The sequence below is a fragment of the Ruegeria sp. YKSD163 genome (genome assembly GCF_059612905.1).
In genome coordinates, this window is the sequence record NZ_JBXWRM010000003.1 from 209710 (window position 1) to 228204 (window position 18495).

The 18495-nt window shown below is 63.8% G+C and carries 20 protein-coding genes; 10 read left to right on the forward strand and 10 right to left on the reverse strand.

Annotated features, from left to right (window positions below; genetic code table 11):
* The first annotated feature begins 9 nt into the window (after positions 1-9).
* Both dxs and AC2FNA_RS06395 read left to right on the forward strand, forming a co-directional pair.
* Positions 10-1938 (forward strand): 1-deoxy-D-xylulose-5-phosphate synthase, encoded by a 1929-nt coding sequence (gene dxs / locus AC2FNA_RS06390; protein ID WP_496825197.1) that lies wholly within the window; start codon positions 10-12, stop codon positions 1936-1938.
* 107 nt (positions 1939-2045) lie between these two features.
* Positions 2046-2564 carry a P-loop nucleotide/nucleoside kinase family protein gene (locus AC2FNA_RS06395; RefSeq protein WP_496825198.1) on the forward strand — a complete coding sequence of 173 codons (519 nt, stop codon included), beginning with the start codon at positions 2046-2048 and terminating at the stop codon, positions 2562-2564.
* 33 nt (positions 2565-2597) lie between these two features.
* Here the strand turns inward: AC2FNA_RS06395 and AC2FNA_RS06400 are convergent, their stop codons facing one another.
* Positions 2598-3449 (reverse strand): SDR family oxidoreductase, encoded by an 852-nt coding sequence (locus AC2FNA_RS06400; RefSeq protein ID WP_496825199.1) that lies wholly within the window; start codon positions 3447-3449, stop codon positions 2598-2600.
* An 88-nt stretch (positions 3450-3537) separates the two neighbouring features.
* Here AC2FNA_RS06400 and AC2FNA_RS06405 point away from each other — a divergent pair, with 88 nt between their 5' ends.
* Positions 3538-4170, forward strand: a complete 633-nt coding sequence (locus tag AC2FNA_RS06405; RefSeq protein WP_496825200.1) for a class I SAM-dependent DNA methyltransferase — start codon at positions 3538-3540, stop codon at positions 4168-4170.
* Positions 4171-4180: 10 nt separating this feature from the next.
* Here the strand turns inward: AC2FNA_RS06405 and queF are convergent, their stop codons facing one another.
* From queF to AC2FNA_RS06435, 6 genes are all read right to left on the reverse strand, one after another.
* On the reverse strand, positions 4181-4648 hold the full coding sequence (gene queF / locus AC2FNA_RS06410; RefSeq protein ID WP_496825201.1) for a preQ(1) synthase: 468 nt from the start codon (positions 4646-4648) through the stop codon (positions 4181-4183).
* A gap of 21 nt (positions 4649-4669) precedes the next feature.
* Positions 4670-5389, reverse strand: a complete 720-nt coding sequence (gene queE / locus AC2FNA_RS06415; protein WP_496825202.1) for a 7-carboxy-7-deazaguanine synthase QueE — start codon at positions 5387-5389, stop codon at positions 4670-4672.
* Positions 5386-5742, reverse strand: a complete 357-nt coding sequence (gene queD, locus AC2FNA_RS06420; RefSeq protein WP_496825203.1) for a 6-carboxytetrahydropterin synthase QueD — start codon at positions 5740-5742, stop codon at positions 5386-5388. Before queD ends, queE begins: the two co-directional genes overlap by 4 nt.
* A complete protein-coding gene (gene queC / locus AC2FNA_RS06425) occupies positions 5742-6434 on the reverse strand; it encodes a 7-cyano-7-deazaguanine synthase QueC (RefSeq protein WP_496825204.1) in 693 nt (230 codons plus the stop codon). The genes queD and queC overlap by 1 nt, the downstream gene beginning before the upstream one ends.
* Positions 6435-6605: 171 nt before the next feature.
* Positions 6606-7595: a sterol desaturase family protein gene (locus AC2FNA_RS06430; protein ID WP_496825205.1), complete on the reverse strand. Its 990-nt coding sequence runs from the start codon at positions 7593-7595 to the stop codon at positions 6606-6608.
* A 78-nt stretch (positions 7596-7673) separates the two neighbouring features.
* Positions 7674-8429 (reverse strand): class II aldolase and adducin N-terminal domain-containing protein, encoded by a 756-nt coding sequence (locus AC2FNA_RS06435; protein WP_496825206.1) that lies wholly within the window; start codon positions 8427-8429, stop codon positions 7674-7676.
* 120 nt (positions 8430-8549) lie between these two features.
* Here AC2FNA_RS06435 and AC2FNA_RS06440 point away from each other — a divergent pair, with 120 nt between their 5' ends.
* Complete coding sequence (locus AC2FNA_RS06440) at positions 8550-9422, forward strand: LysR family transcriptional regulator (RefSeq protein ID WP_496825207.1); 873 nt, start codon at positions 8550-8552, stop codon at positions 9420-9422.
* A 93-nt stretch (positions 9423-9515) separates the two neighbouring features.
* Here AC2FNA_RS06440 and AC2FNA_RS06445 read toward each other — a convergent pair whose 3' ends face one another.
* Positions 9516-9944: a VOC family protein gene (locus AC2FNA_RS06445; protein WP_496825272.1), complete on the reverse strand. Its 429-nt coding sequence runs from the start codon at positions 9942-9944 to the stop codon at positions 9516-9518.
* Positions 9945-10056: 112 nt separating this feature from the next.
* Here AC2FNA_RS06445 and ade point away from each other — a divergent pair, with 112 nt between their 5' ends.
* The 4 genes from ade (at position 10057) to AC2FNA_RS06465 (ending at position 14800) form a co-directional block, all read left to right on the forward strand.
* Complete coding sequence (ade, locus tag AC2FNA_RS06450) at positions 10057-11859, forward strand: adenine deaminase (protein ID WP_496825208.1); 1803 nt, start codon at positions 10057-10059, stop codon at positions 11857-11859.
* Positions 11856-13319 (forward strand): AMP nucleosidase, encoded by a 1464-nt coding sequence (locus AC2FNA_RS06455; protein ID WP_496825209.1) that lies wholly within the window; start codon positions 11856-11858, stop codon positions 13317-13319. The genes ade and AC2FNA_RS06455 overlap by 4 nt, the downstream gene beginning before the upstream one ends.
* A gap of 132 nt (positions 13320-13451) precedes the next feature.
* Positions 13452-13739 (forward strand): HU family DNA-binding protein, encoded by a 288-nt coding sequence (locus tag AC2FNA_RS06460; RefSeq protein ID WP_234144607.1) that lies wholly within the window; start codon positions 13452-13454, stop codon positions 13737-13739.
* Positions 13740-13921: 182 nt separating this feature from the next.
* Positions 13922-14800 (forward strand): DMT family transporter, encoded by an 879-nt coding sequence (locus AC2FNA_RS06465; protein ID WP_496825210.1) that lies wholly within the window; start codon positions 13922-13924, stop codon positions 14798-14800.
* Here the strand turns inward: AC2FNA_RS06465 and AC2FNA_RS06470 are convergent.
* Positions 14797-15318: a glutathione peroxidase gene (locus AC2FNA_RS06470; RefSeq protein WP_496825211.1), complete on the reverse strand. Its 522-nt coding sequence runs from the start codon at positions 15316-15318 to the stop codon at positions 14797-14799. The genes AC2FNA_RS06465 and AC2FNA_RS06470 overlap by 4 nt on opposite strands.
* Positions 15319-15459: 141 nt before the next feature.
* Between AC2FNA_RS06470 and msrB the strand changes: the two genes are divergently transcribed.
* Positions 15460-15909, forward strand: a complete 450-nt coding sequence (msrB, locus tag AC2FNA_RS06475; protein ID WP_496825212.1) for a peptide-methionine (R)-S-oxide reductase MsrB — start codon at positions 15460-15462, stop codon at positions 15907-15909.
* Entirely contained in the window at positions 15906-16418 is a 513-nt protein-coding gene (msrA, locus tag AC2FNA_RS06480; RefSeq protein ID WP_496825213.1) for a peptide-methionine (S)-S-oxide reductase MsrA, read from the forward strand. The genes msrB and msrA overlap by 4 nt, the downstream gene beginning before the upstream one ends.
* A gap of 39 nt (positions 16419-16457) precedes the next feature.
* On the opposite strand, the gene AC2FNA_RS06485 is transcribed toward msrA, so the two are convergent.
* Positions 16458-18461 (reverse strand): hydantoinase/oxoprolinase N-terminal domain-containing protein, encoded by a 2004-nt coding sequence (locus AC2FNA_RS06485; RefSeq protein WP_496825214.1) that lies wholly within the window; start codon positions 18459-18461, stop codon positions 16458-16460.
* Between the last annotated feature and the right edge of the window lie 34 nt (positions 18462-18495).

Sequence of the window (18495 nt, forward strand, 5' to 3'; positions counted from 1 at the left end):
AAGGACGCCATGCCTGACCGCCCGCATACCCCGCTTCTCGACCAGGTGACCCGTCCGGCGGACCTGAAACGGTTCTCTGACGCGCAGCTCACCCAACTCGCTGGAGAGCTCAGGGCCGAAACCGTCTCGGCCGTCTCGGTAACCGGCGGGCATCTGGGCGCGGGCCTTGGCGTGGTGGAACTGACCGTGGCGCTGCATGCGGTGTTTGACACCCCGCGCGACAAGGTGATCTGGGATGTCGGCCACCAGTGTTACCCGCACAAGATCCTGACCGAACGCCGCGACCGCATCCGCACCCTGCGGATGAAGGATGGGCTTTCGGGCTTCACCAAGCGCTCCGAGTCGCCCTATGACCCGTTCGGCGCCGCCCATAGCTCCACCTCGATCAGCGCCGCGCTGGGGTTTGCCGTCGCCCGCGACCTTGGCGGCGTGACGCCCGAGGGGTTGGGCGATGCCATCGCCGTGATCGGCGACGGTTCCATGTCCGCCGGCATGGCGTTCGAGGCGATGAACAACGCGGGCCACCTGAAAAAGCGCCTCATCGTCATCCTCAACGACAACGAGATGTCGATCGCCCCGCCGGTCGGCGCGCTGTCGAATTACCTCTCCCGCCTCTACGCCGAGGCCCCGTTTCAGGAGCTGAAAGCCGCCGCCAAGGGCGCGGTCTCGCTCTTGCCCGAACCCTTCCGCGAGGGCGCCAAGCGCGCCAAGGAAATGCTCAAGGGCATGGCCGTCGGCGGCACCTTGTTCGAGGAGCTGGGGTTTTCCTATATCGGCCCCATCGACGGGCACGACATGCACCAGCTCCTGCCGGTCCTGCGCACCATCAAGGCCCGCGCCACCGGCCCGATCCTGCTGCATGTGCTGACCAAGAAGGGCAAGGGTTACGCCCCCGCCGAACGTGCCCGCGACCGGGGCCATGCCACGGCCAAATTCGACGTGGTCACGGGCGAGCAGAAAACGGCGCCCTCGAACGCGCCCTCCTATACTTCGGTCTTTGGCAAGGCGCTGGTCGATCAGGCAGCCCGCGACGACAAGATCGTCGCCGTCACCGCCGCCATGCCCGACGGCACCGGGCTGAACCTCTTTGCCGAACGCTATCCCTCGCGCTGCTTCGACGTGGGCATCGCCGAACAGCATGGCGTCACCTTCTCTGCCGCCCTCGCGGCGGGCGGGCTGAAACCCTTCTGCGCGATGTATTCGACCTTCCTGCAACGCGGTTACGATCAGGTCGTGCATGACGTGGCCATCCAGCGCCTGCCGGTCCGTTTCGCCATCGACCGCGCCGGTCTGGTCGGCGCCGACGGCGCCACCCATGCAGGCAGTTTCGACATCGCCTATCTGGCCAACCTGCCCGGCATGGTGGTCATGGCCGCCGCCGACGAGGCCGAACTGGTGCACATGGTCGCCACCGCCGCAGCGCATGATGACGGCCCGATCGCTTTCCGCTATCCGCGCGGCGAGGGCGTGGGCGTCGAGATGCCCGAACAGGGCAAGGTGCTGGAGATCGGCAAGGGCCGGATGATCCGGAAAGGCGCGCGCGTCGCGCTCCTCTCCTTCGGCACCAGGCTCGCCGAGGTGCAAAAGGCCGCCGAGGCGCTGGCCGCCCGCGGGATCACCCCCACCATCGCCGACGCCCGCTTTGCAAAACCGCTGGACCGCGATCTGATTCTGCAGCTGGCTCACGACCACGAAGCGCTGATCACCATCGAAGAAGGCGCCGTCGGCGGCTTTGGCAGCCACGTCGCGCAACTGCTGGCGGACGAGGGAGTCTTCGACCACGGGCTCAGGTTCCGTTCGATGGTCCTGCCCGACACGTTCATCGACCAATCCAGCCCCGAGGACATGTATGCCATCGCAGGCATGAACGCCCCCCAGATCGAGGCCAAGGTGCTCGAAGTGCTGGGTGTGGCGAAGATCGGGGAGAAGCGGGCTTAACCATCTGGTTATCAAATGCGGTCTCTCTCTGAGTCCCGCTGCGACCTTGGCTGCCCGCCGTCAGACCCGGAGGATCAATCCGTCAGCTAGAAAGAATGGATACCCGAATGCCACCTTCTGCCCCAACCCTGCATATGCTCTGCGGCAAGATCGGATCCGGGAAATCGACCCTTGCTGCCCGTTTGGGGCGCGTCGAAGGAACGGTGCTGATTGCCGAAGACGAATGGCTGAGCGCCTTGTTTTCCGAAGAGATGTCGTCGCCAAAGAACTACATGCGCTGCGCGGCCAAGCTGCGGGCGATCATGGGGTCACATGTCGTTTCGCTGTTGAATGCCGGGGTTTCTGTTGTCCTCGATTTCCCAGCCAACACGACCGAGAACCGCACCTGGATGCGCAGCATCCTTGCCGCATCGAATGCGTCACACCAATTGCACGTCATGGCGACCCCGGATGAAATCTGTCTGGAACGGCTGCATGCCCGCAATGCAAAGGGGGATCACCCCTTTGCCGCGACCGAAGCCCAGTTCCAGCTGTTTTCCAGGTATTTCGCAGAACCCACGGCAGACGAAGGGTTCAATATCGTGCTGCATGGACCTGAAGAGGCTGACGGGCCAGAGCGGTCGTGATAGCGGACGCAGCCCTAACAAGCCCTTTCCCGGTCAATCCCCGCCTTCGACCTGCAAGGCCTCCAGCCCCACCCGGTAGTTGGGGTACTTCAACAGAACACCCAGTTCGTCCTTGATCCGGTCGTTCCGCACCCGCTTGTTCTCGCTGTAGAAACTGCGCGCCATCGGGGTCAGGTCGGCCTTGTCGAAATCGACCGCGGGGGGCAGGGGCAAGCCCTGCAACTCGGCCGCATAGGCGATCACGTCTTGTGGCGGTACCGGTTCGTCGTCGCAGACATTATAGACCGATCCGGGGTTGGGCCGCGCCATCGAGGCGGCCAGGACCTGGGCGATATCCTCGACATGGATGCGCGAGAAGACCTGTCCCGGCTTGATGATCCGGCGAATGCCGCCCTTGCCCAGTTTCGAGAATGGCCCGCGCCCCGGGCCGTAGATACCGGCCAACCGAAAGATGTGAATCGGCAGACCCGGAATCGCCTGCCATTGCTGTTCCGCCGTCACCCGCCAGCGCCCACGCGCGGCCAAAGGGCTGAGCGGCGTCGTCTCGTCGACCCAAGCGCCACCATGGTCGCCATAGACGGCGGTGGTTGACAGGTAACCGACCCAGCGAAACTGCGCAGCGCACGCTGCGATCCGATCGCCCAGCGCCGCCAGCACCGGATCGCCCGCGGCATCGGGCGCGGTCGAGATCAGCAGATGGGTGACGCCGTCGAACGAGATCTCCTCGCCCGGCCAAAGCAAAGGCTCGGCCCCCGAGGCGCGGATCGCCTCCATCTGGTCGGGGTTGCGGCTGGTCCCGATGATGCGCCAGCCCTGTGGGGCCAGCGCCCGCGACAGCACCCGGGCGGTATAGCCATGTCCAAAAGAAAGCAGCGTTCCAGTCATGGAATCCTAGATGCTGCGCCCGCGCGCGATGTGCAAGCGCTGGATCGACGCACTTGATTCGAATCCGCACTTGGGCCTTCAATTGTGCATGAGCATCAAGACACCCGATCTGGACGCGGCCTACGGCCTGCAATCGCCCGAGGACAACCGGCAGCTCTATGCCGAATGGGCCGGCGATTATGACGACAGCTTTGCCGCCCGCGAAGACTACCAACTGCCGGTGCACACCGCGCGTGCCTTTGTTGCGGCGGGTGGACAGGGGCCAGTTCTGGATGTGGGCGCCGGAACCGGCCTCTGCGGCGCCGTTCTGGCCGGGCTTGGCGTCGGTCCGATCGACGCCGCCGATATCAGCGCCGAGATGCTGGACCGCGCCATGCGCAAGGACATCTATCGCGACGCGATCGAGACCGACCTGAACCAGGGCATCCCCGCCCCGCGCGACAGCTATTCCGGCATCGTGTCCTCAGGCACCTTCACCCATGGCCATCTGGGCCCCGAGGTCTTTCCCGCGCTCTTGCGCGTCGCCCGGCACGGCGCGCAATTCGCGATCTCGATCAACGCCAAGCATTTCGAGGAAAAGGGCTTCGACCTTGCGCTGCGCCGGATGGCGCAGGGGCAGATCGAGAACCTCAAACTGCCCCGGGTCCGGATCTATGGCGATCTGGCCGCAGGCCCGCACAAGGACGACATGGCGTTTATTGCGCTGTTCGAGAAATCCTAGGTGCCTGAACCTAGCCCCGCCCGCGATAAGTCGGCACGCCCTGATCGGGGATCCAGACACCCGGCAATTCCGGCCCGGTCTGATAGAACACGTCGATCGGGATACCGCCGCGCGGATACCAATAGGCCCCGACCCGCAGCCATTTGGGCGCCAGCAGTTCGACCAACCGCTTGCCGATGGAGACGCTGCAATCCTCGTGGAACGCACCGTGATTGCGGAATGAGCCGAGATAAAGCTTCAGCGACTTGCTTTCCACCAGCCAGTCGCCCGGCACATAGTCGATCACGATATGGGCGAAATCGGGCTGCGCTGTCAGCGGGCAGAGCGAGGTGAACTCGGGCGCGGTAAAGCGCACTGCGTAATCGGTGCCCGACTGCGGGTTGGGGACCTTTTCCAGCACCGCCTCGTCGGGCGAGTTCGGCAGTTCCGTCTTGCCACCCAGTTGGGTCAGGTTTGCATAGATGTCCTGGTTGGCCATTGTCTTGCTCCTTTCGGCGCCTCAAACGCCGCGCTTGTTGCCCCAGACCAGTACATGCAGCTGCGGCAGGATTGTGGGGGTGAACCATCGGTCGGACAGGGTCCGTCCGATCAGCCATTGGTAACGCGCCATGATACCGTCCATGTCGATGGCGGCATCCTCGGCATCGGGCGGCGGCGGCGTGTGGTTGCCCGGTTGCAGATAGATCGGCAGGTTCGGATAACGCGCCGCCACCTCGCGCGCCCAGAGGTAATCGGCCTCGTCGAACACCACGATCTTGATCACCGTCACCGCATCGCGCGCCTGTGCGATACAGTCGCCGAACCGGTCCCAATCCACCGTTTCGCCGGACGAGGGCGGTTTGGGGCTGAGGATCAGAGGCGAAAGCTGACGAAACCAGCCCCGCGCGACCGATCCTTGGGTTTCCAGCGCAAAGCGATAGCCCTGCGCCTTGCCCATCTCGATCAACGGGCCGAAGTCCTGGATCGCGGGATTGCCGCCCGAGAGCGACACTGTCAGCGGCATACCGCCCGACAGACGCACGACCTCGGCCCAGATCTCCTCGGTGCTCATCGCGGCCCATGTGTCGCGATAGGCGCTGTCCACCGCATGCAGGCTGTCGCACCAGGAACAACGGTAATCGCAGCCGCCCGCCCGCACGAACACGGTGGGCGCGCCGATCACCGCGCCCTCTCCCTGTATCGTGGGACCGAAGATTTCGGCGATGCGCAGCGTGGTCATGGCCGGTACTCGGCCCAGGTCTTGGGCGTTTCGCTGACCCGTACGGCGCTGGTCTCTGCCCAGCGCGCCTTGCAGAAGTCAAAGACCTCTTTCGCCAGTCGCTCGGACGTGACCATGTCATGGCCGAACACCTCGTTCAGGTGACGATGGTCCAGCGCATCGTCGATCCATGTCTTGAGCGGCTTCAACTCGCGGTAATCGCGGACAAAGCCGTTGGCATCCAGATCGGCGGCGGCCAGTTCGACCTCGACGATATAGTTATGCCCGTGCAGCCGGGCACAGGGATGGTCGTCGGGCAGATGGCACAGCTGGTGCGAGGCCGAGAAATGGAACTCCTTGGTGATCCGGTACATCAACGCCCCTCCACCGCCGCGCGCCAGAATTCGGGGTCGGCATAGGTGGTCGGATCGGTGACGCCCGCCAGATGGAAGGCCTCGCGCCGCTCGACACAGGTGCCGCAGCGGCCGCAATGCACGTCGCCCCCCTTGTAGCAGGACCAGGTGTCGGCAAAGGGCGTGTTGTGCCGCGCGCCCTCGCGCACGATGGCCGATTTCGGTTCGTGTACAAAGGGCGTGTAGAGCCGGACATTGGCATAACCGTCCAGCGCCTGCGCCTGCATCGCCTCGAACGCCTGGGTAAACCCGGGGCGGCAATCGGGATAGATGAAGTGATCGCCGCCATGCACGGCGGTCGCCACCGCATCGGCCTGTTTGGCCGCGGCGATGCCGAAGGCGATGGCCAGCATGATGGCATTGCGGTTGGGCACCACGGTGATCTTCATGGTGTCCTCGGCATAATGCCCGTCGGGCACGTCCACATCATCGGTCAGGGCACTGCCCGACAGATGCGCGCCGATCTGTCCCATGTCGATCAGGTCATGCGGTACGCCCAGCCGTGTGGCGGCACGGGCGGCAAAGTCCAGTTCCTTGCGGTGGCGCTGACCGTAGTCGAAGGAGATAAGGCCGATCAGATCGTGCTCGGCGGCCACCTTGTGGGCCAGCGATACCGAATCCAATCCGCCGGAGCAGATGACAAGTGTCTTCACGTTTGGGTCCCTTGTTTTCATAAGCCGGGTAGGCTGCGACCGGCGCCCGGATGATCCGGACCGGGCGCCTGTAACAGAGGCGCGGGGCAAAGGTAAAGACCCGGCGCGCGCGCCCTCAAAAACGTGAAAGACCGCCCAAGCGGGCGGCCCTTGTGAAACCTGTCAACCGGGTCAGGTATACATCTGCTTCTTGAAGGCGCGGGTGCGCGTGGTCGCCTCGGCGCTGCCGTCGTGGAAGGTGCCGAACCACTTGTCAAAGGGGATCTCGGAGGTGCCGTAATTGCACTCGAAATATCGGTGATGCAGCTGGTGAAAGAAATCCCCGGTCTTGGCGGCCTCGGTCTCGCCCGCCTTGATCTTCTCGAACCCCGAATGCGACAGGATCGGGCTGACCTGCTGGAAGTAGATGTGAAACAGCAGATGCAGCGGGTGTGAGGGCACCAGCAGATGAATGAAATAGGTCGTGAAATAGAGGATATTCTCGTACCAGTGGTTCGAAATCCCGGACCACGGGCCGATGTTGACATTGCGGTGATGCACGGCGTGCACATGCTTGTAGAGCTTCGGGTGATGCTCCAGCCGGTGCACCCAGTAGAAATGCAGCCCCGACCACATCGGGATGAAGAACATCCAGACCACGAACCAGACCGGTGCCTGCGCCCAGGTAACGGTGGGGACCCAGCCATTGGCCATGACCCAGTAGATCAGCCATTGATAGACCGTGCAGACGGTCATCGCGCTTCCAAGCGTCCACCAGATATTGTCCCAGACCTGGTTGCGAAAGGTAAAGGTACCGTTGTCGCGGGTCAGGTCACGGCGGTCGAACTTCTTGTACATGCCCTGGCCCTTGCGCATGTAGAGCCACCAGTGCAGACCGCCCGCCACCATGATCTGTGGCACCATGTTCAACAGCCACACCCGGAACATCCAACCGGGCGCAAAGCTCTGCATCGTCTCGAGCGGCGGCAGGAACCAGGCATAGGCCGCAACGGCCAGCACCAAACAGAGTGTCAGCGAGGTGAGCTGAAGCCACGCCCCCCGATACCACCGCAGCACCGCCGCCGGACGCGGCGGCCAGGTGAACAGCGGGTTCAGCCCCACGGGGTTCTCGGGGCGATAATTCCAGCGTGCCGCTTCGGCGTCCTGACTGAAATCGGTCATCGTCTTTCCTCGTCTCTGGACAAGCGCCATCCTCCGGCGCCGTCGGGCCGGTGCAGGCAAGTTGCGATTTTCAAAGTGTCAACTGGCGTAGGTCGAGCCTTCACCGTCCAGCACCGCCTTGACCTCGCGCAGATGCGCCTCGGCCTGGCCCGGATAGTCGTCAAGCTCCTGCGCAGTCTTCTCGGCAATCTCGTCGCTGAGCACCCTAAGCGGGCGGCCCGTCTGCAAGGCGCGGATATAGGTCTCGGCGGCACGCTCAAAGTAATAAAGCCGGTTCAGCGTGTCACCGACGTCGCTGCCGATCACCAGCACGCCATGGTTGCCCATGATCATCACCCGCTTCTTCGGATCGCTCAGCATCGAGGCACAGCGCTCGCCCTCGCTCTCGAACGCCAGCCCGCCGAATTCGTCGTCGATGACATAGCGGTTGTAAAAGGTCGCGGTGTTCTGGTCGATCGGCGGCAGGGTACTGTCGGCAAGGCTGGCCAGCACGGTGGCAAAGATCGAATGCACATGCATCACGCAACGCGCATGCGGACAGCGGCGGTGGATCGAGCCATGCAGGCCCCAGGCGGTGGGATCAGGCGCCCCCGGCATCTCCATCGTCCTGGGGTCGTTGGCATCCAGCAGCAGCAGGTCCGAGGCGCGGATGCGCGCAAAATGCATCTGGTTGGGGTTCATCAGGAACTGCGTGCCCTCGTCGTTCACCGCCAGGCTGAAATGATTGGCGACCCCTTCATGCATGTTCAGCCGCTCGATCCAGCGAAAGGACGCGGCCAGATCGACGCGGTCCGGCCAATGGTCGATATTAGGGCGCAGGCTGGTGACGGACATGGGCTCTCTCCTGGTGTCGGCTGGCGATCGGGTTGCCCAAAACCTGCCTTTTGACATCAGGTTTGACCAACGAAAAATTCTCCCGTTTCGCATTAGAAATACTTATGGCAGGGTTATGAGATGCAGAACCCCCTTCCCCCGCTGGGCTGGTTGCGCACCTTCGAGGCCGCTGCCCGCCACCTGTCCTTTACCGGCGCCGCGCGCGATCTGAACATGACGCAAAGCGCGGTCAGCCAGCAGATCAAAGCGCTGGAATCGCACCTGCGCCAGCCGCTGTTTCACCGCCGACCCCGGGCGCTGGAACTGACCGAGGCCGGGATCACCTATCTGCCGGTGGTGCGAGAGGCGTTCCGCACCCTGATCCGGGGCACCCGCGCGGTGACCGGCGACCATCAGAATACGGTGCAGGTGCAATGCAACATCACATTTGCGGTCAACTGGCTGGGGCCGCGCCTGCCCCGGTTCCGCGCGCTGCACCCGGATGTGCATCTGAACATCTTCACCGAGTTGTGGGAACCACGCGAAATGGCCGAGGGCGCGGCGGTGGAGATCCGCTATTCCCTGCGCCCGGCGGATACGGTGCGGACCGAGCTGCTGACAACCGATCGCTATTTCCCGGTCTGTGTTCCGGGCTATCCGGTCACGCTTGAAAACCTGCATGAACAGCCGCTCTACGACTGTTCGAACCTGCTGTCGAATTGGGCGAGCTGGGCCGAGGACGTGGGCCTGCCCTGGCCCAACCCGCCGATCACCTATGCTACCACCTATATGGTCGGGCTTTCCGTGGCCATGGCCGGGGACGGGTTGTGTATGGGGCATAAGGTGATCGTATCGCGCCTGATGGCCGAAGGCCGCCTGATCGCCCCTTTCGACCACAGCGTGCTGATGCCCGAGGCCTATTACCTGCTTTTGTCACCACAGGCCGAGGAGACCCCCGGTGCGGTGGCCTTTGCCAACTGGATTCGCGCCGAAATCGCCCGCGAGGCCGGGTGATCCGGGAAAGGGGGCGCTCCCGCCCGTCGTCGATGCCGCTGGCGCGACACCTCCTCCCGTTGGGCCGGGCAGCGCGCCTGCGGCGCGCTGCGGTCAGGCACTGTCCTTGGGCCGGCTCGGCACCCATGCATAGCCATTGCCGCACAGGATATAGGCCTCGCACAGGCCATGCGGCTTGTCGGTCGGCGCTTGCAGGATGGTCGCGCCAAATGCCTCGGCCCGTTCCACCGCCCTATCGGGATCGCTGTCATAGAGCCTGATTTCGATCCCCGCGCCGCGCGGCGGGTTTTCCGGCAACAGCCCCAGCAGCGGGTTGGCGTGATAGGTACCGTCGCTGTGCAGCTGGAACACCTGCTCGCCATAGGTGACAATGGCGAAATTCGCCGTCACCTGATGCGATTGCATCCTGAACACCGCCTCTAGAAAGGCACATTCCGCCGGAACATCCCGTACCAGCAGGTTCAGCCCGATCCCCCTGAGCGACCGCCCGAACCCATCTGCATCTATCGTGTCATAATCCATTCCGGCAAGGTCACGCCGACCGCCTGCCGCTGTCAAGCGGGCAAAGACGAAGCTTTGATGAAACCCTTTTGGCAGGGCTTGCACCCGGTCGCGGTTTCGGAAAAGCTGCGCCATGGAACACAAGACTTTCTCAGCTTGGGCCGACGTGGCCCCCCGCCTGGTCGCCGTCGCCGCAGGCCGTGAACCAGCGGACATGATCATCCGCGATGGTATCTGGATCAACGTGCACACGCGCGAGGCACTACCCGGCCACTCCATCGCCATTGCCGAAGGGCGCATCGCCTTTGTCGGCCCCGATGCCAGCCATTGCACCGGCCCGGAAACCCGGATCATCGAGGCGAACGGGCGCTACATGATCCCCGGCCTCTGCGACGGGCATATGCATATCGAAAGCGGTATGCTGACCCCGGCGGAATTCGCTGCCGCCGTCATCCCGCATGGCACCACCACCATGTTCACCGACCCGCATGAGATCGCCAATGTCCTTGGCCTTGCCGGTGTACGGATGATGCATGACGAGGCGCTGATGCAGCCCGTCAACATCTTTACCCAGATGCCCTCCTGCGCCCCCTCGGCGCCCGGTCTGGAAACCACCGGGTATGAGATCACTCCCGAGGATGTGGCCGAGGCGATGACCTGGCCCGGCATCATCGGCCTGGGCGAGATGATGAATTTTCCCGGCGTCACCAATGCCGACCCCAAGATGCTGGCCGAGATCGCCGCCACCCAGCGCGCGGGCAAGACGGTGGGCGGGCATTATGCCTCGCCCGATCTGGGACCCGCCTTTGCCGCCTATGTGGCGGGTGGCCCGGCCGACGATCACGAGGGCACCTGCGAGGCGGATGCCATCGCCCGGGTGCGCCAGGGCATGCGCAGCATGATGCGGCTGGGCAGCGCCTGGTATGACGTGGAGACCCAGATCACCGCAGTGACGGAAAAAGGGCTCGATCCGCGCAACTTCATCCTGTGTACCGACGATTGCCATTCGGGCACGCTGGTGCATGAGGGCCATATGAACCGTGTCGTGCGCCATGCCATCGCCTGTGGCTGCGACCCGCTGGTGGCGCTGCAAATGGCGACGATCAACACCGCTACCCATTTCGGGCTGGAGCGCGAGCTGGGCTCGACCGCGCCGGGCCGCCGGGCCGATGTGATCCTCACCTCGGACCTGCACGCGCTGCCCATCGAACTGGTGATCGCACGCGGGCAGGTGGTGGCCGAGAACGGCAAGATCGCCGTCGATTGCCCGCATTACGACTGGCCCGACACGGCCCGCAACACCGTTCATCTAGGCCATGCGCTCAGCGCGACGGATTTCGAGATCAAGGCCCCCACCGGCGCCAACCGGGTCCGCGCCAATGTGATCGGGGTGGTGGAAAACCAGGCGCCGACCAAGGCGCTGAAAGCGGAACTGCCAATCATCGGGGGGCTGGTCGAAGGCGAGGGCGATGTCTGCCAGATCGCGCTCGTCGAACGCCACCGCGCCACCGGCGGCGTCACCAACGCCTTTGTCTCGGGCTTTGGCTATCAGGGCCGCATGGCCATGGCCTCGACCGTGGCGCATGACAGCCACCACATGATCGTGGTCGGCACCGACCGTGACCAGATGGCGCTGGCCGCCAACCGGCTGGCCGAGGTCGGCGGCGGCATCACCATCTGGCGCGAGGGCCGGGAGCTGGCGCTGGTAGAACTGCCCATCGCGGGCCTGATGTCCGACAACCCCGCCGCCGAGGTCGCCGCTAAGGCGCAGGAGATGGTCGAGACCATGGCCGCCTGCGGCTGCAAACTCAACAACGCCTATATGCAGCATTCGTTGCTGGCGCTGGTGGTGATCCCCGAACTGCGTATTTCCGATCTTGGCCTGATCGATGTGCGCAGCTTTCAGCGGATCAACCTTCTGGAGCCGCTTGCATGACGCAGCTGATCACCCCCGAAACCCCCGAACCGGCTTATTTCACCGATGCAGCCCAAGCTGTCGTGCGGCTCGAAGAGCTCTACAGCCAGTCGACCGGTTTCCTCTGTGAGAGGTTCACCAGCGCAATGCAGGGTCTGGACCCAGGAACCCGATTTCGCGCCTATTACCCCGAGATCCGCTTTTCAACCTCGTCTTACGCGCAGGTGGACAGCCGGCTCAGCTTTGGCCATGTTTCGCAACCGGGCACCCATGCGACCACCATCACCCGTCCAGACCTGTTCCGGTCATACCTGACCCAGCAGATCGGCCTGTTGATCCGGAATCATGGCCAACCGGTGCAGATCGCCGCGTCGACCACGCCGATCCCGCTGCATTTCGCGGTGGCAAATGCCCCCGATCTGGTTGTCCCACACGAAGGCGCCGCCGGTTTTACCCTGCGCGACGTGTTCGACGTGCCGGATCTGGCCACCACAAATGACGATATCGTCAACGGCACCCATGTGTCCGAGGACGGCGCGGGCCCTCTGTCGCTGTTCACCGCGCAACGGGTAGATTACTCGCTGGCCCGGCTGGCGCATTACACCGCCACAGACCCCGAGCATTTCCAGAACCACGTCCTGTTCACCAACTACCAGTTCTATGTCTCCGAGTTCGAGGCCTATGCCCGCGCGCAATTGGGCGACCCGGCGAGCGGCTACACCAGCTTTGTCAGCACCGGCAATGTCGAGGTCACCGATCCGGATACCCCGATCGATGTTCCGGCGAAGCTTCCGCAGATGCCCTCATATCATCTCAAGCGCCCCGACGGGTCGGGCATCACGCTGGTCAACATCGGCGTAGGCCCATCCAACGCCAAGACCGCGACCGACCATATCGCTGTGCTGCGCCCGCATGCCTGGCTGATGGTGGGTCATTGCGCCGGCCTCAGGAACACCCAGGCGCTGGGTGATTTCGTGCTGGCCCATGCCTATCTGCGCGAGGACCATGTGCTGGACGACGACCTGCCGGTCTGGGTTCCGATCCCGGCGCTGGCCGAGATCCAGATCGCGCTGGAACAGGCGGTGGCCGAGGTGACAGAACTCAGCGGTTACGACCTGAAACGGATCATGCGCACCGGTACCGTCGCCACCATCGACAACCGCAACTGGGAACTGCGCGACCAGTCGGGCCCGGTGCAACGCCTCAGCCAATCTCGCGCCATCGCACTCGACATGGAAAGCGCGACCATCGCCGCAAACGGCTATCGATTCAGGGTCCCATATGGCACGCTTCTCTGTGTCAGCGACAAGCCGCTGCATGGCGAATTGAAGCTTCCCGGCATGGCCTCGACCTTCTATACCACGCAGGTCAGCCGCCATTTGCGCATCGGGATCAGGGCCATGGAAGCCCTGCGTGGCATGCCTCTGGAACGGCTGCACAGCCGCAAATTGCGATCATTTGACGAAACAGCCTTCCTCTAACTGCGGAAAAACGCCGAAAATCCCCTATTTTCGGGATTTTCGACGCTACTATTCGTTGTGTTCGCTCACAAGATAAAGTTAGATTGCCGCAATGAGGCCCTATGGATCGGGCACGAAAAAGGAGACCAAGAAATGGCAAAGCCTATGACCAAAACTCAGCTCGTTGCCGCACTCGCCGAGGATATGGGCAGTGACAAGAAAACCGCCAGCGCCGCTCTGGACGCGGTCTGCGCGCTGATCACCCGCGAAGTGTCGGGCGGTGGTGCCGTGACCCTGCCGGGCGTCGGCAAGATCTATTGCCGCGAGCGCCCCGAGCGCCAGGTGCGCAACCCCGCCACCGGCGAGACCTTTACCAAGGAAGCCGACAAGGTGGTCAAGATGACCATCGCCAAGGCGCTGAAGGACAGCGTGAACGGCTGATCCCAACCGGATCACATGCTTTTCGGGCCGCCCTTCGGGGCGGTCCTTGCGTTTGCGCCCCTCTTACCTCTTGCCCTGAGTATCGCGAGGTCTCGCCTCCCGCGGTGACAAGAGAGTGCCCCCTTGCACCGGACCGTGATTTCCGAAACTGTCGCCGCGTTGATCGAGAGGGAGAGAACACCGTGGATCTGCGCGCCATTGCCATGGGGCTGGCCTTTGCCTTCATGTGGTCCTCGGCCTTCACCTCGGCACGGATCATCGTGGCAGATGCCTCGCCACTGTTTTCTCTCGCCTGCCGCTTCCTGATTTCGGGCCTTCTGGGCGTGGCCATCGCCCGCGCCATGGGGCAAAGCTGGAACCTGACCCGTGGTCAGTGGAAGGCGACCATCGTCTTTGGCATCTGCCAGAACGCGCTCTATCTGGGCCTCAACTTCTATGCGATGCAAACGGTCGAGGCCTCGGTCGCCGCGATCATCGCTTCGACCATGCCTCTCCTCGTGGCGCTGGCCAGCTGGCTGCTGTTCGGCGAGCGGCTTCCGGCGCTGGGGATTGTCGGACTGATGGCTGGTTTTCTCGGTGTGGCTTTGATCATGGGCGCGCGCATCGGCGCGGGTGTCGATCTGTTCGGGGTGCTGCTCTGCGGTCTGGGCGCGCTGGCGCTGGCCACCGCCACGCTCGCCCTGCGCGGGGCGACCTCGGGTGGGAATTTCATGATGGTGGTCGGCTTGCAGATGCTGGTTGGCTCCGCTGTCCTGTTTCTCGCCACCCCGATCTTTGAGACCGTGCATGTCACGCCGACGCTGCCGCTGGCCCTGGCTTTTGCCTATACAACGCTGGTGCCCGGCCTCACCGCCACCTTTGTCTGGGTCTTGCTGCTCAACCGGATCGGTGCGATCCGGGCGGCCACCTTCCATTTTCTCAACCCGGTGTTTGGTGTTGCCATCGCCGCCGCCCTGCTGGGCGAGCGGCTGGGCGCGCTCGACGCCTTCGGCGTGGCGATCACCACCGCTGGTATCCTTGCAGTCCAGCTGTCGCGTCAGGCAAGCGCGCGAAAACCCTAGTTCAGCAACGCCTCGATCTCGCGCTGCATCCGCGCGGAGTCCGGTTTGACAGCCGACCCGAAGGTCGCCGCAACAGACCCGTCCGGCGCCACCAGAACCTTGTTGAAGTTCCAGGCCGGTTCGAACCCGGTTTCGGCCTTGACCGCTTTGTAGAACGGATGCGCCTGTGCCCCCTTCACATGCAGTATGTCGGTCATCGGCAGCGTCAGATCATAGTTTAGCGCGCAGAACTCCTTGACCTCGGCCGCGGTTGCCAATTCCTGATTAAAGTCATCCGACGGGATTGCGAGAACAACCAGCCCGGCATCCTGATAGGTTTCCCAAAGGTTTTGCAAACCGGCATATTGGCCAGTGAACCCGCATTGCGACGCGGTGTTGACGACCAGCACCGGTCGTCCGCGCCAATCCTCTATCGACAACGAGCCGCCGTCGATCGAAGGGAACACGCCGGATACAGGTCCTGCCTGCACCGAGCGGCCGACAAGCAGAAGAAAGATCAGAAAAACGATGCGGTACATCTTGGCTCTCCTTTCCCTTAGGTTACGTACGGCAAGGTGATACGGATCAATGCACGTCTTCGCGAGGGCTGCGAAACAACCCTTTGCTTTCGGCAATCCGATCTCAAATACTGCGCATGAATACCCCTGAACGGAGGCTCCATGACCCGTTACACGAAATCTCCCGAGGCGATCGCCGCGCTAAGCCCCGAAGAATTCCATGTCACGCAGCATAGCGGCACGGAACGCCCCGGCACTGGCAAGCTGCTGCACAACAAGGAACCGGGCATCTATGTCGACATCGTCTCGGGCGAACCGCTTTTTGCGTCGTCGGACAAATACGAATCGGGCTGCGGCTGGCCCAGCTTCACCAAGCCGATCGAAACCGCCCATGTGCTGGAATTCGAGGATCGCACCCATGGCATGATCCGCACCGAGGTCCGCTCGAAACACGGGGACAGCCATCTGGGCCATGTCTTTCCCGACGGTCCGCGCGATCGCGGCGGACTGCGCTATTGCATCAACTCGGCCTCGCTCCGCTTTGTCCATCGTGATGACATGGCGGCAGAGGGGTACGCTGACTATCTCGATCAGGTGGAGGATATCGCATGAGCCTTGAACGCGCCGTTCTGGCAGGAGGATGTTTCTGGGGCATGCAGGATCTGATCCGCAAGATGCCCGGGGTTGACCGGACCCGCGTCGGCTATACCGGCGGCGACGTGCCCAACGCCACCTATCGCAATCACGGCACCCACGCCGAGGGGATCGAGATCTGGTTCGATCCGGCGCGCATCTCGTACCGGCAATTGCTGGAGTTCTTTTTCCAGATCCATGACCCGACCACGGTGAACCGGCAAGGCAACGATCTGGGCACCAGCTATCGCTCGGCCATTTACTATGTAGACGACGCGCAAAAGGCGGTCGCGCTTGACACGATCGCGGATGTCGATGCCTCGGGCCTGTGGCCGGGCAAGGTGGTGACCGAGGTCGAGCCGGTGGGTGACTTCTGGGTGGCCGAAGAGAACCACCAGGACTATCTGGAAAAACATCCCAACGGCTATACCTGCCATTTCGCGCGCGCCGACTGGGTGCTGCCGAAACGCGCTGATGCGGCTGAATAGAGCCTGATCTTGTCCGGGCGCGCCTGTTACGCGCCCGGTTCACTCTGCCGCGATACGGGGGCGGCCGCTGGCCTCGACAGTCACCTCGGCCTCGATAAACACCTCGCGCCCTTCGATCGGCACCTGACGGATATCGCGGTTGACCAGAATGCGGATGTCCTCGGCCCCGGCTGCGCGCGCGGCCTGTTCTGCTTCGTCCCGCAAAACAGTCTCTAACAAGGACATTGCCTGCTCGGGATCGCCGAAATCCTGCGGCCCGTCGACCAGATGCACACGATAACGCCCCTCGGCGGGGGCTGTCACGCTGCCCGCCCGGCGCAGGGTCACCCGGCCCACCACCGCCCCGATCGCATTGGCCACGCCGCCATGTTCCGGCAGGATCGTGTCGCAGCGCAACCGCGCACCCACCGCCGGATAGTAGCTGGCCGCCGAGGCCCCCAGCCCCACGACAGGCAGGTTCAAGGCCACATCCAGCGCCAAGAGGCCGCGATGTCCCGACAGCCCCCGGCGGGTCAGAACATGGCGGGCAAGCTGCTCGGGCGGCAGGCCGAAATCAACGTCCTCTTCGGCAAATGAAGTCTCTAACAAGGTCTGTGCGGTCTGCTCGGTCAACTGGTCGATGATCATCGTTGCCAGTGTTTCGGCATCCTTTGCCAGACGCTCGCCATTGCCAGTCCGCTTGCGCGCAAAGAGCTCCATCCCCTTCAAGGCGGCTGCCGCATCCCACGCGTCGAGGCGTCCCAGTACGTGACTTGCATCCGAAGGGGTCAGACCCGAGACCTGTACGATACCCCGGTCAACCAGCCGGGTCAGCGCGCCCTGCTCCATCCGTGTTCTCAGCAACTCGGACAGGGGCAAGACCCGCGTGCCCAACCGGTCAAGCAGTACCGTCTCGCGCGGGCCGATCCCGTCTGCCGGCACCCCCAGAACCCGCCGCGCAAAGCGCGCGTCATATTCCCCGGTCGAGGCCGCGCGCAATTGCGCATCCAGCGCCGCATGCACCACCGCGCCCGCCTCTGCCGCGATCAGCGACAAGGGCAGAACCCGGCGCGGACCAAGGTGGACACCGCCCTGCAACCCCTCGGTGATCACATGCACCTGGCTGTCCCCACCCAGTCCATAGGTCCGCATCGCCACCGCCTCGACCATGGTGCGAAATCCGCCGACCTGGGCACCAGCCGGGTCGATCTTGGGCCGGCCATCGCGGATCAGGGCCACATCGGTGGTGGTGCCGCCAATGTCCGAAACCAGCGCATCACTGACCCCGGTCAGCCAGCGCGCGCCCACGATCGAGGCCGCCGGACCGCTGAGAATGGTCTCGATAGGCCGTTCACGCGCCTGTTCGGCGCTCATCAGCGCGCCGTCACCCCGCACCACCATCATCGGCGCGTCGATGCCGATCTCGACCAGCGTATCCTGTGCGCGGCCGATCAAACGGTCGATCATGCCGATCAGGCGGGCGTTCAGAACCGCTGTAACCGCCCGTTTCGGCCCGTTCAACTTGGCCGACAGCTGGTGCGAACAGGTCACCGGCGCCCCGGTCGCCTCGGTGATCGCGCGGGCCACCATGAGTTCGTGTTCGGGGTTGCGGGTGGCAAAAAGGCCGGCCACCGCAAAGCCCGAAATTCCCTTGTTAGAGACAAGAAACGACTGCAACGCGCCCAGATCGAGCGGCGCCGCCTCGGCCCCGGTATGACTGTGACCGCCCGCGATCACCAGCGCAGGGTCGCCCTTGAGCGCCTCGCGCAGCCCGTGCTTGTCCAGATCGCCCTCGCCGAACCCGATATAGATCAGCGCCACGCGTCCACCCTGCCCCTCGACCAGCGCATTGGTGGCCAGTGTCGTCGACAGCGAGGCAAGCCCGATATCGCCGGGCGCCACGCCTGCCTGATCCAGCACCGCGCGAATGGCGTTGCCTACCCCGATGGCCAGGTCCGACCGCGTGGTCAGCGCCTTGGCGGTCGCGATCACGTCGCGTTCGTCGCGGATCAGCACCGCGTCGGTATAGGTTCCGCCCGTATCCACACCCAAGGACAGCGTCATCGGGTCCCCTCCATCCTGTTCGCTTGTGCCTCAA

Bases quoted from the DNA above. Each gene is read 5' to 3' on its own strand.
- dxs (WP_496825197.1), top strand. From the start codon at position 10: ATGCCTGACCGCCCGCATACCCCGCTTCTCGACCAGGTGACCCGTCCG.
- AC2FNA_RS06395 (WP_496825198.1), top strand. From the start codon at position 2,046: ATGCCACCTTCTGCCCCAACCCTGCATATGCTCTGCGGCAAGATCGGA.
- AC2FNA_RS06400 (WP_496825199.1), bottom strand. From the start codon at position 3,449: ATGACTGGAACGCTGCTTTCTTTTGGACATGGCTATACCGCCCGGGTG.
- AC2FNA_RS06405 (WP_496825200.1), top strand. From the start codon at position 3,538: ATGAGCATCAAGACACCCGATCTGGACGCGGCCTACGGCCTGCAATCG.
- queF (WP_496825201.1), bottom strand. From the start codon at position 4,648: ATGGCCAACCAGGACATCTATGCAAACCTGACCCAACTGGGTGGCAAG.
- queE (WP_496825202.1), bottom strand. From the start codon at position 5,389: ATGACCACGCTGCGCATCGCCGAAATCTTCGGTCCCACGATACAGGGA.
- queD (WP_496825203.1), bottom strand. From the start codon at position 5,742: ATGTACCGGATCACCAAGGAGTTCCATTTCTCGGCCTCGCACCAGCTG.
- AC2FNA_RS06430 (WP_496825205.1), bottom strand. From the start codon at position 7,595: ATGACCGATTTCAGTCAGGACGCCGAAGCGGCACGCTGGAATTATCGC.
- AC2FNA_RS06435 (WP_496825206.1), bottom strand. From the start codon at position 8,429: ATGTCCGTCACCAGCCTGCGCCCTAATATCGACCATTGGCCGGACCGC.
- AC2FNA_RS06440 (WP_496825207.1), top strand. From the start codon at position 8,550: ATGCAGAACCCCCTTCCCCCGCTGGGCTGGTTGCGCACCTTCGAGGCC.
- AC2FNA_RS06445 (WP_496825272.1), bottom strand. From the start codon at position 9,944: ATGGATTATGACACGATAGATGCAGATGGGTTCGGGCGGTCGCTCAGG.
- ade (WP_496825208.1), top strand. From the start codon at position 10,057: ATGGAACACAAGACTTTCTCAGCTTGGGCCGACGTGGCCCCCCGCCTG.
- AC2FNA_RS06455 (WP_496825209.1), top strand. From the start codon at position 11,856: ATGACGCAGCTGATCACCCCCGAAACCCCCGAACCGGCTTATTTCACC.
- AC2FNA_RS06460 (WP_234144607.1), top strand. From the start codon at position 13,452: ATGGCAAAGCCTATGACCAAAACTCAGCTCGTTGCCGCACTCGCCGAG.
- AC2FNA_RS06470 (WP_496825211.1), bottom strand. From the start codon at position 15,318: ATGTACCGCATCGTTTTTCTGATCTTTCTTCTGCTTGTCGGCCGCTCG.
- msrB (WP_496825212.1), top strand. From the start codon at position 15,460: ATGACCCGTTACACGAAATCTCCCGAGGCGATCGCCGCGCTAAGCCCC.
- msrA (WP_496825213.1), top strand. From the start codon at position 15,906: ATGAGCCTTGAACGCGCCGTTCTGGCAGGAGGATGTTTCTGGGGCATG.
- AC2FNA_RS06485 (WP_496825214.1), bottom strand. From the start codon at position 18,461: ATGACGCTGTCCTTGGGTGTGGATACGGGCGGAACCTATACCGACGCG.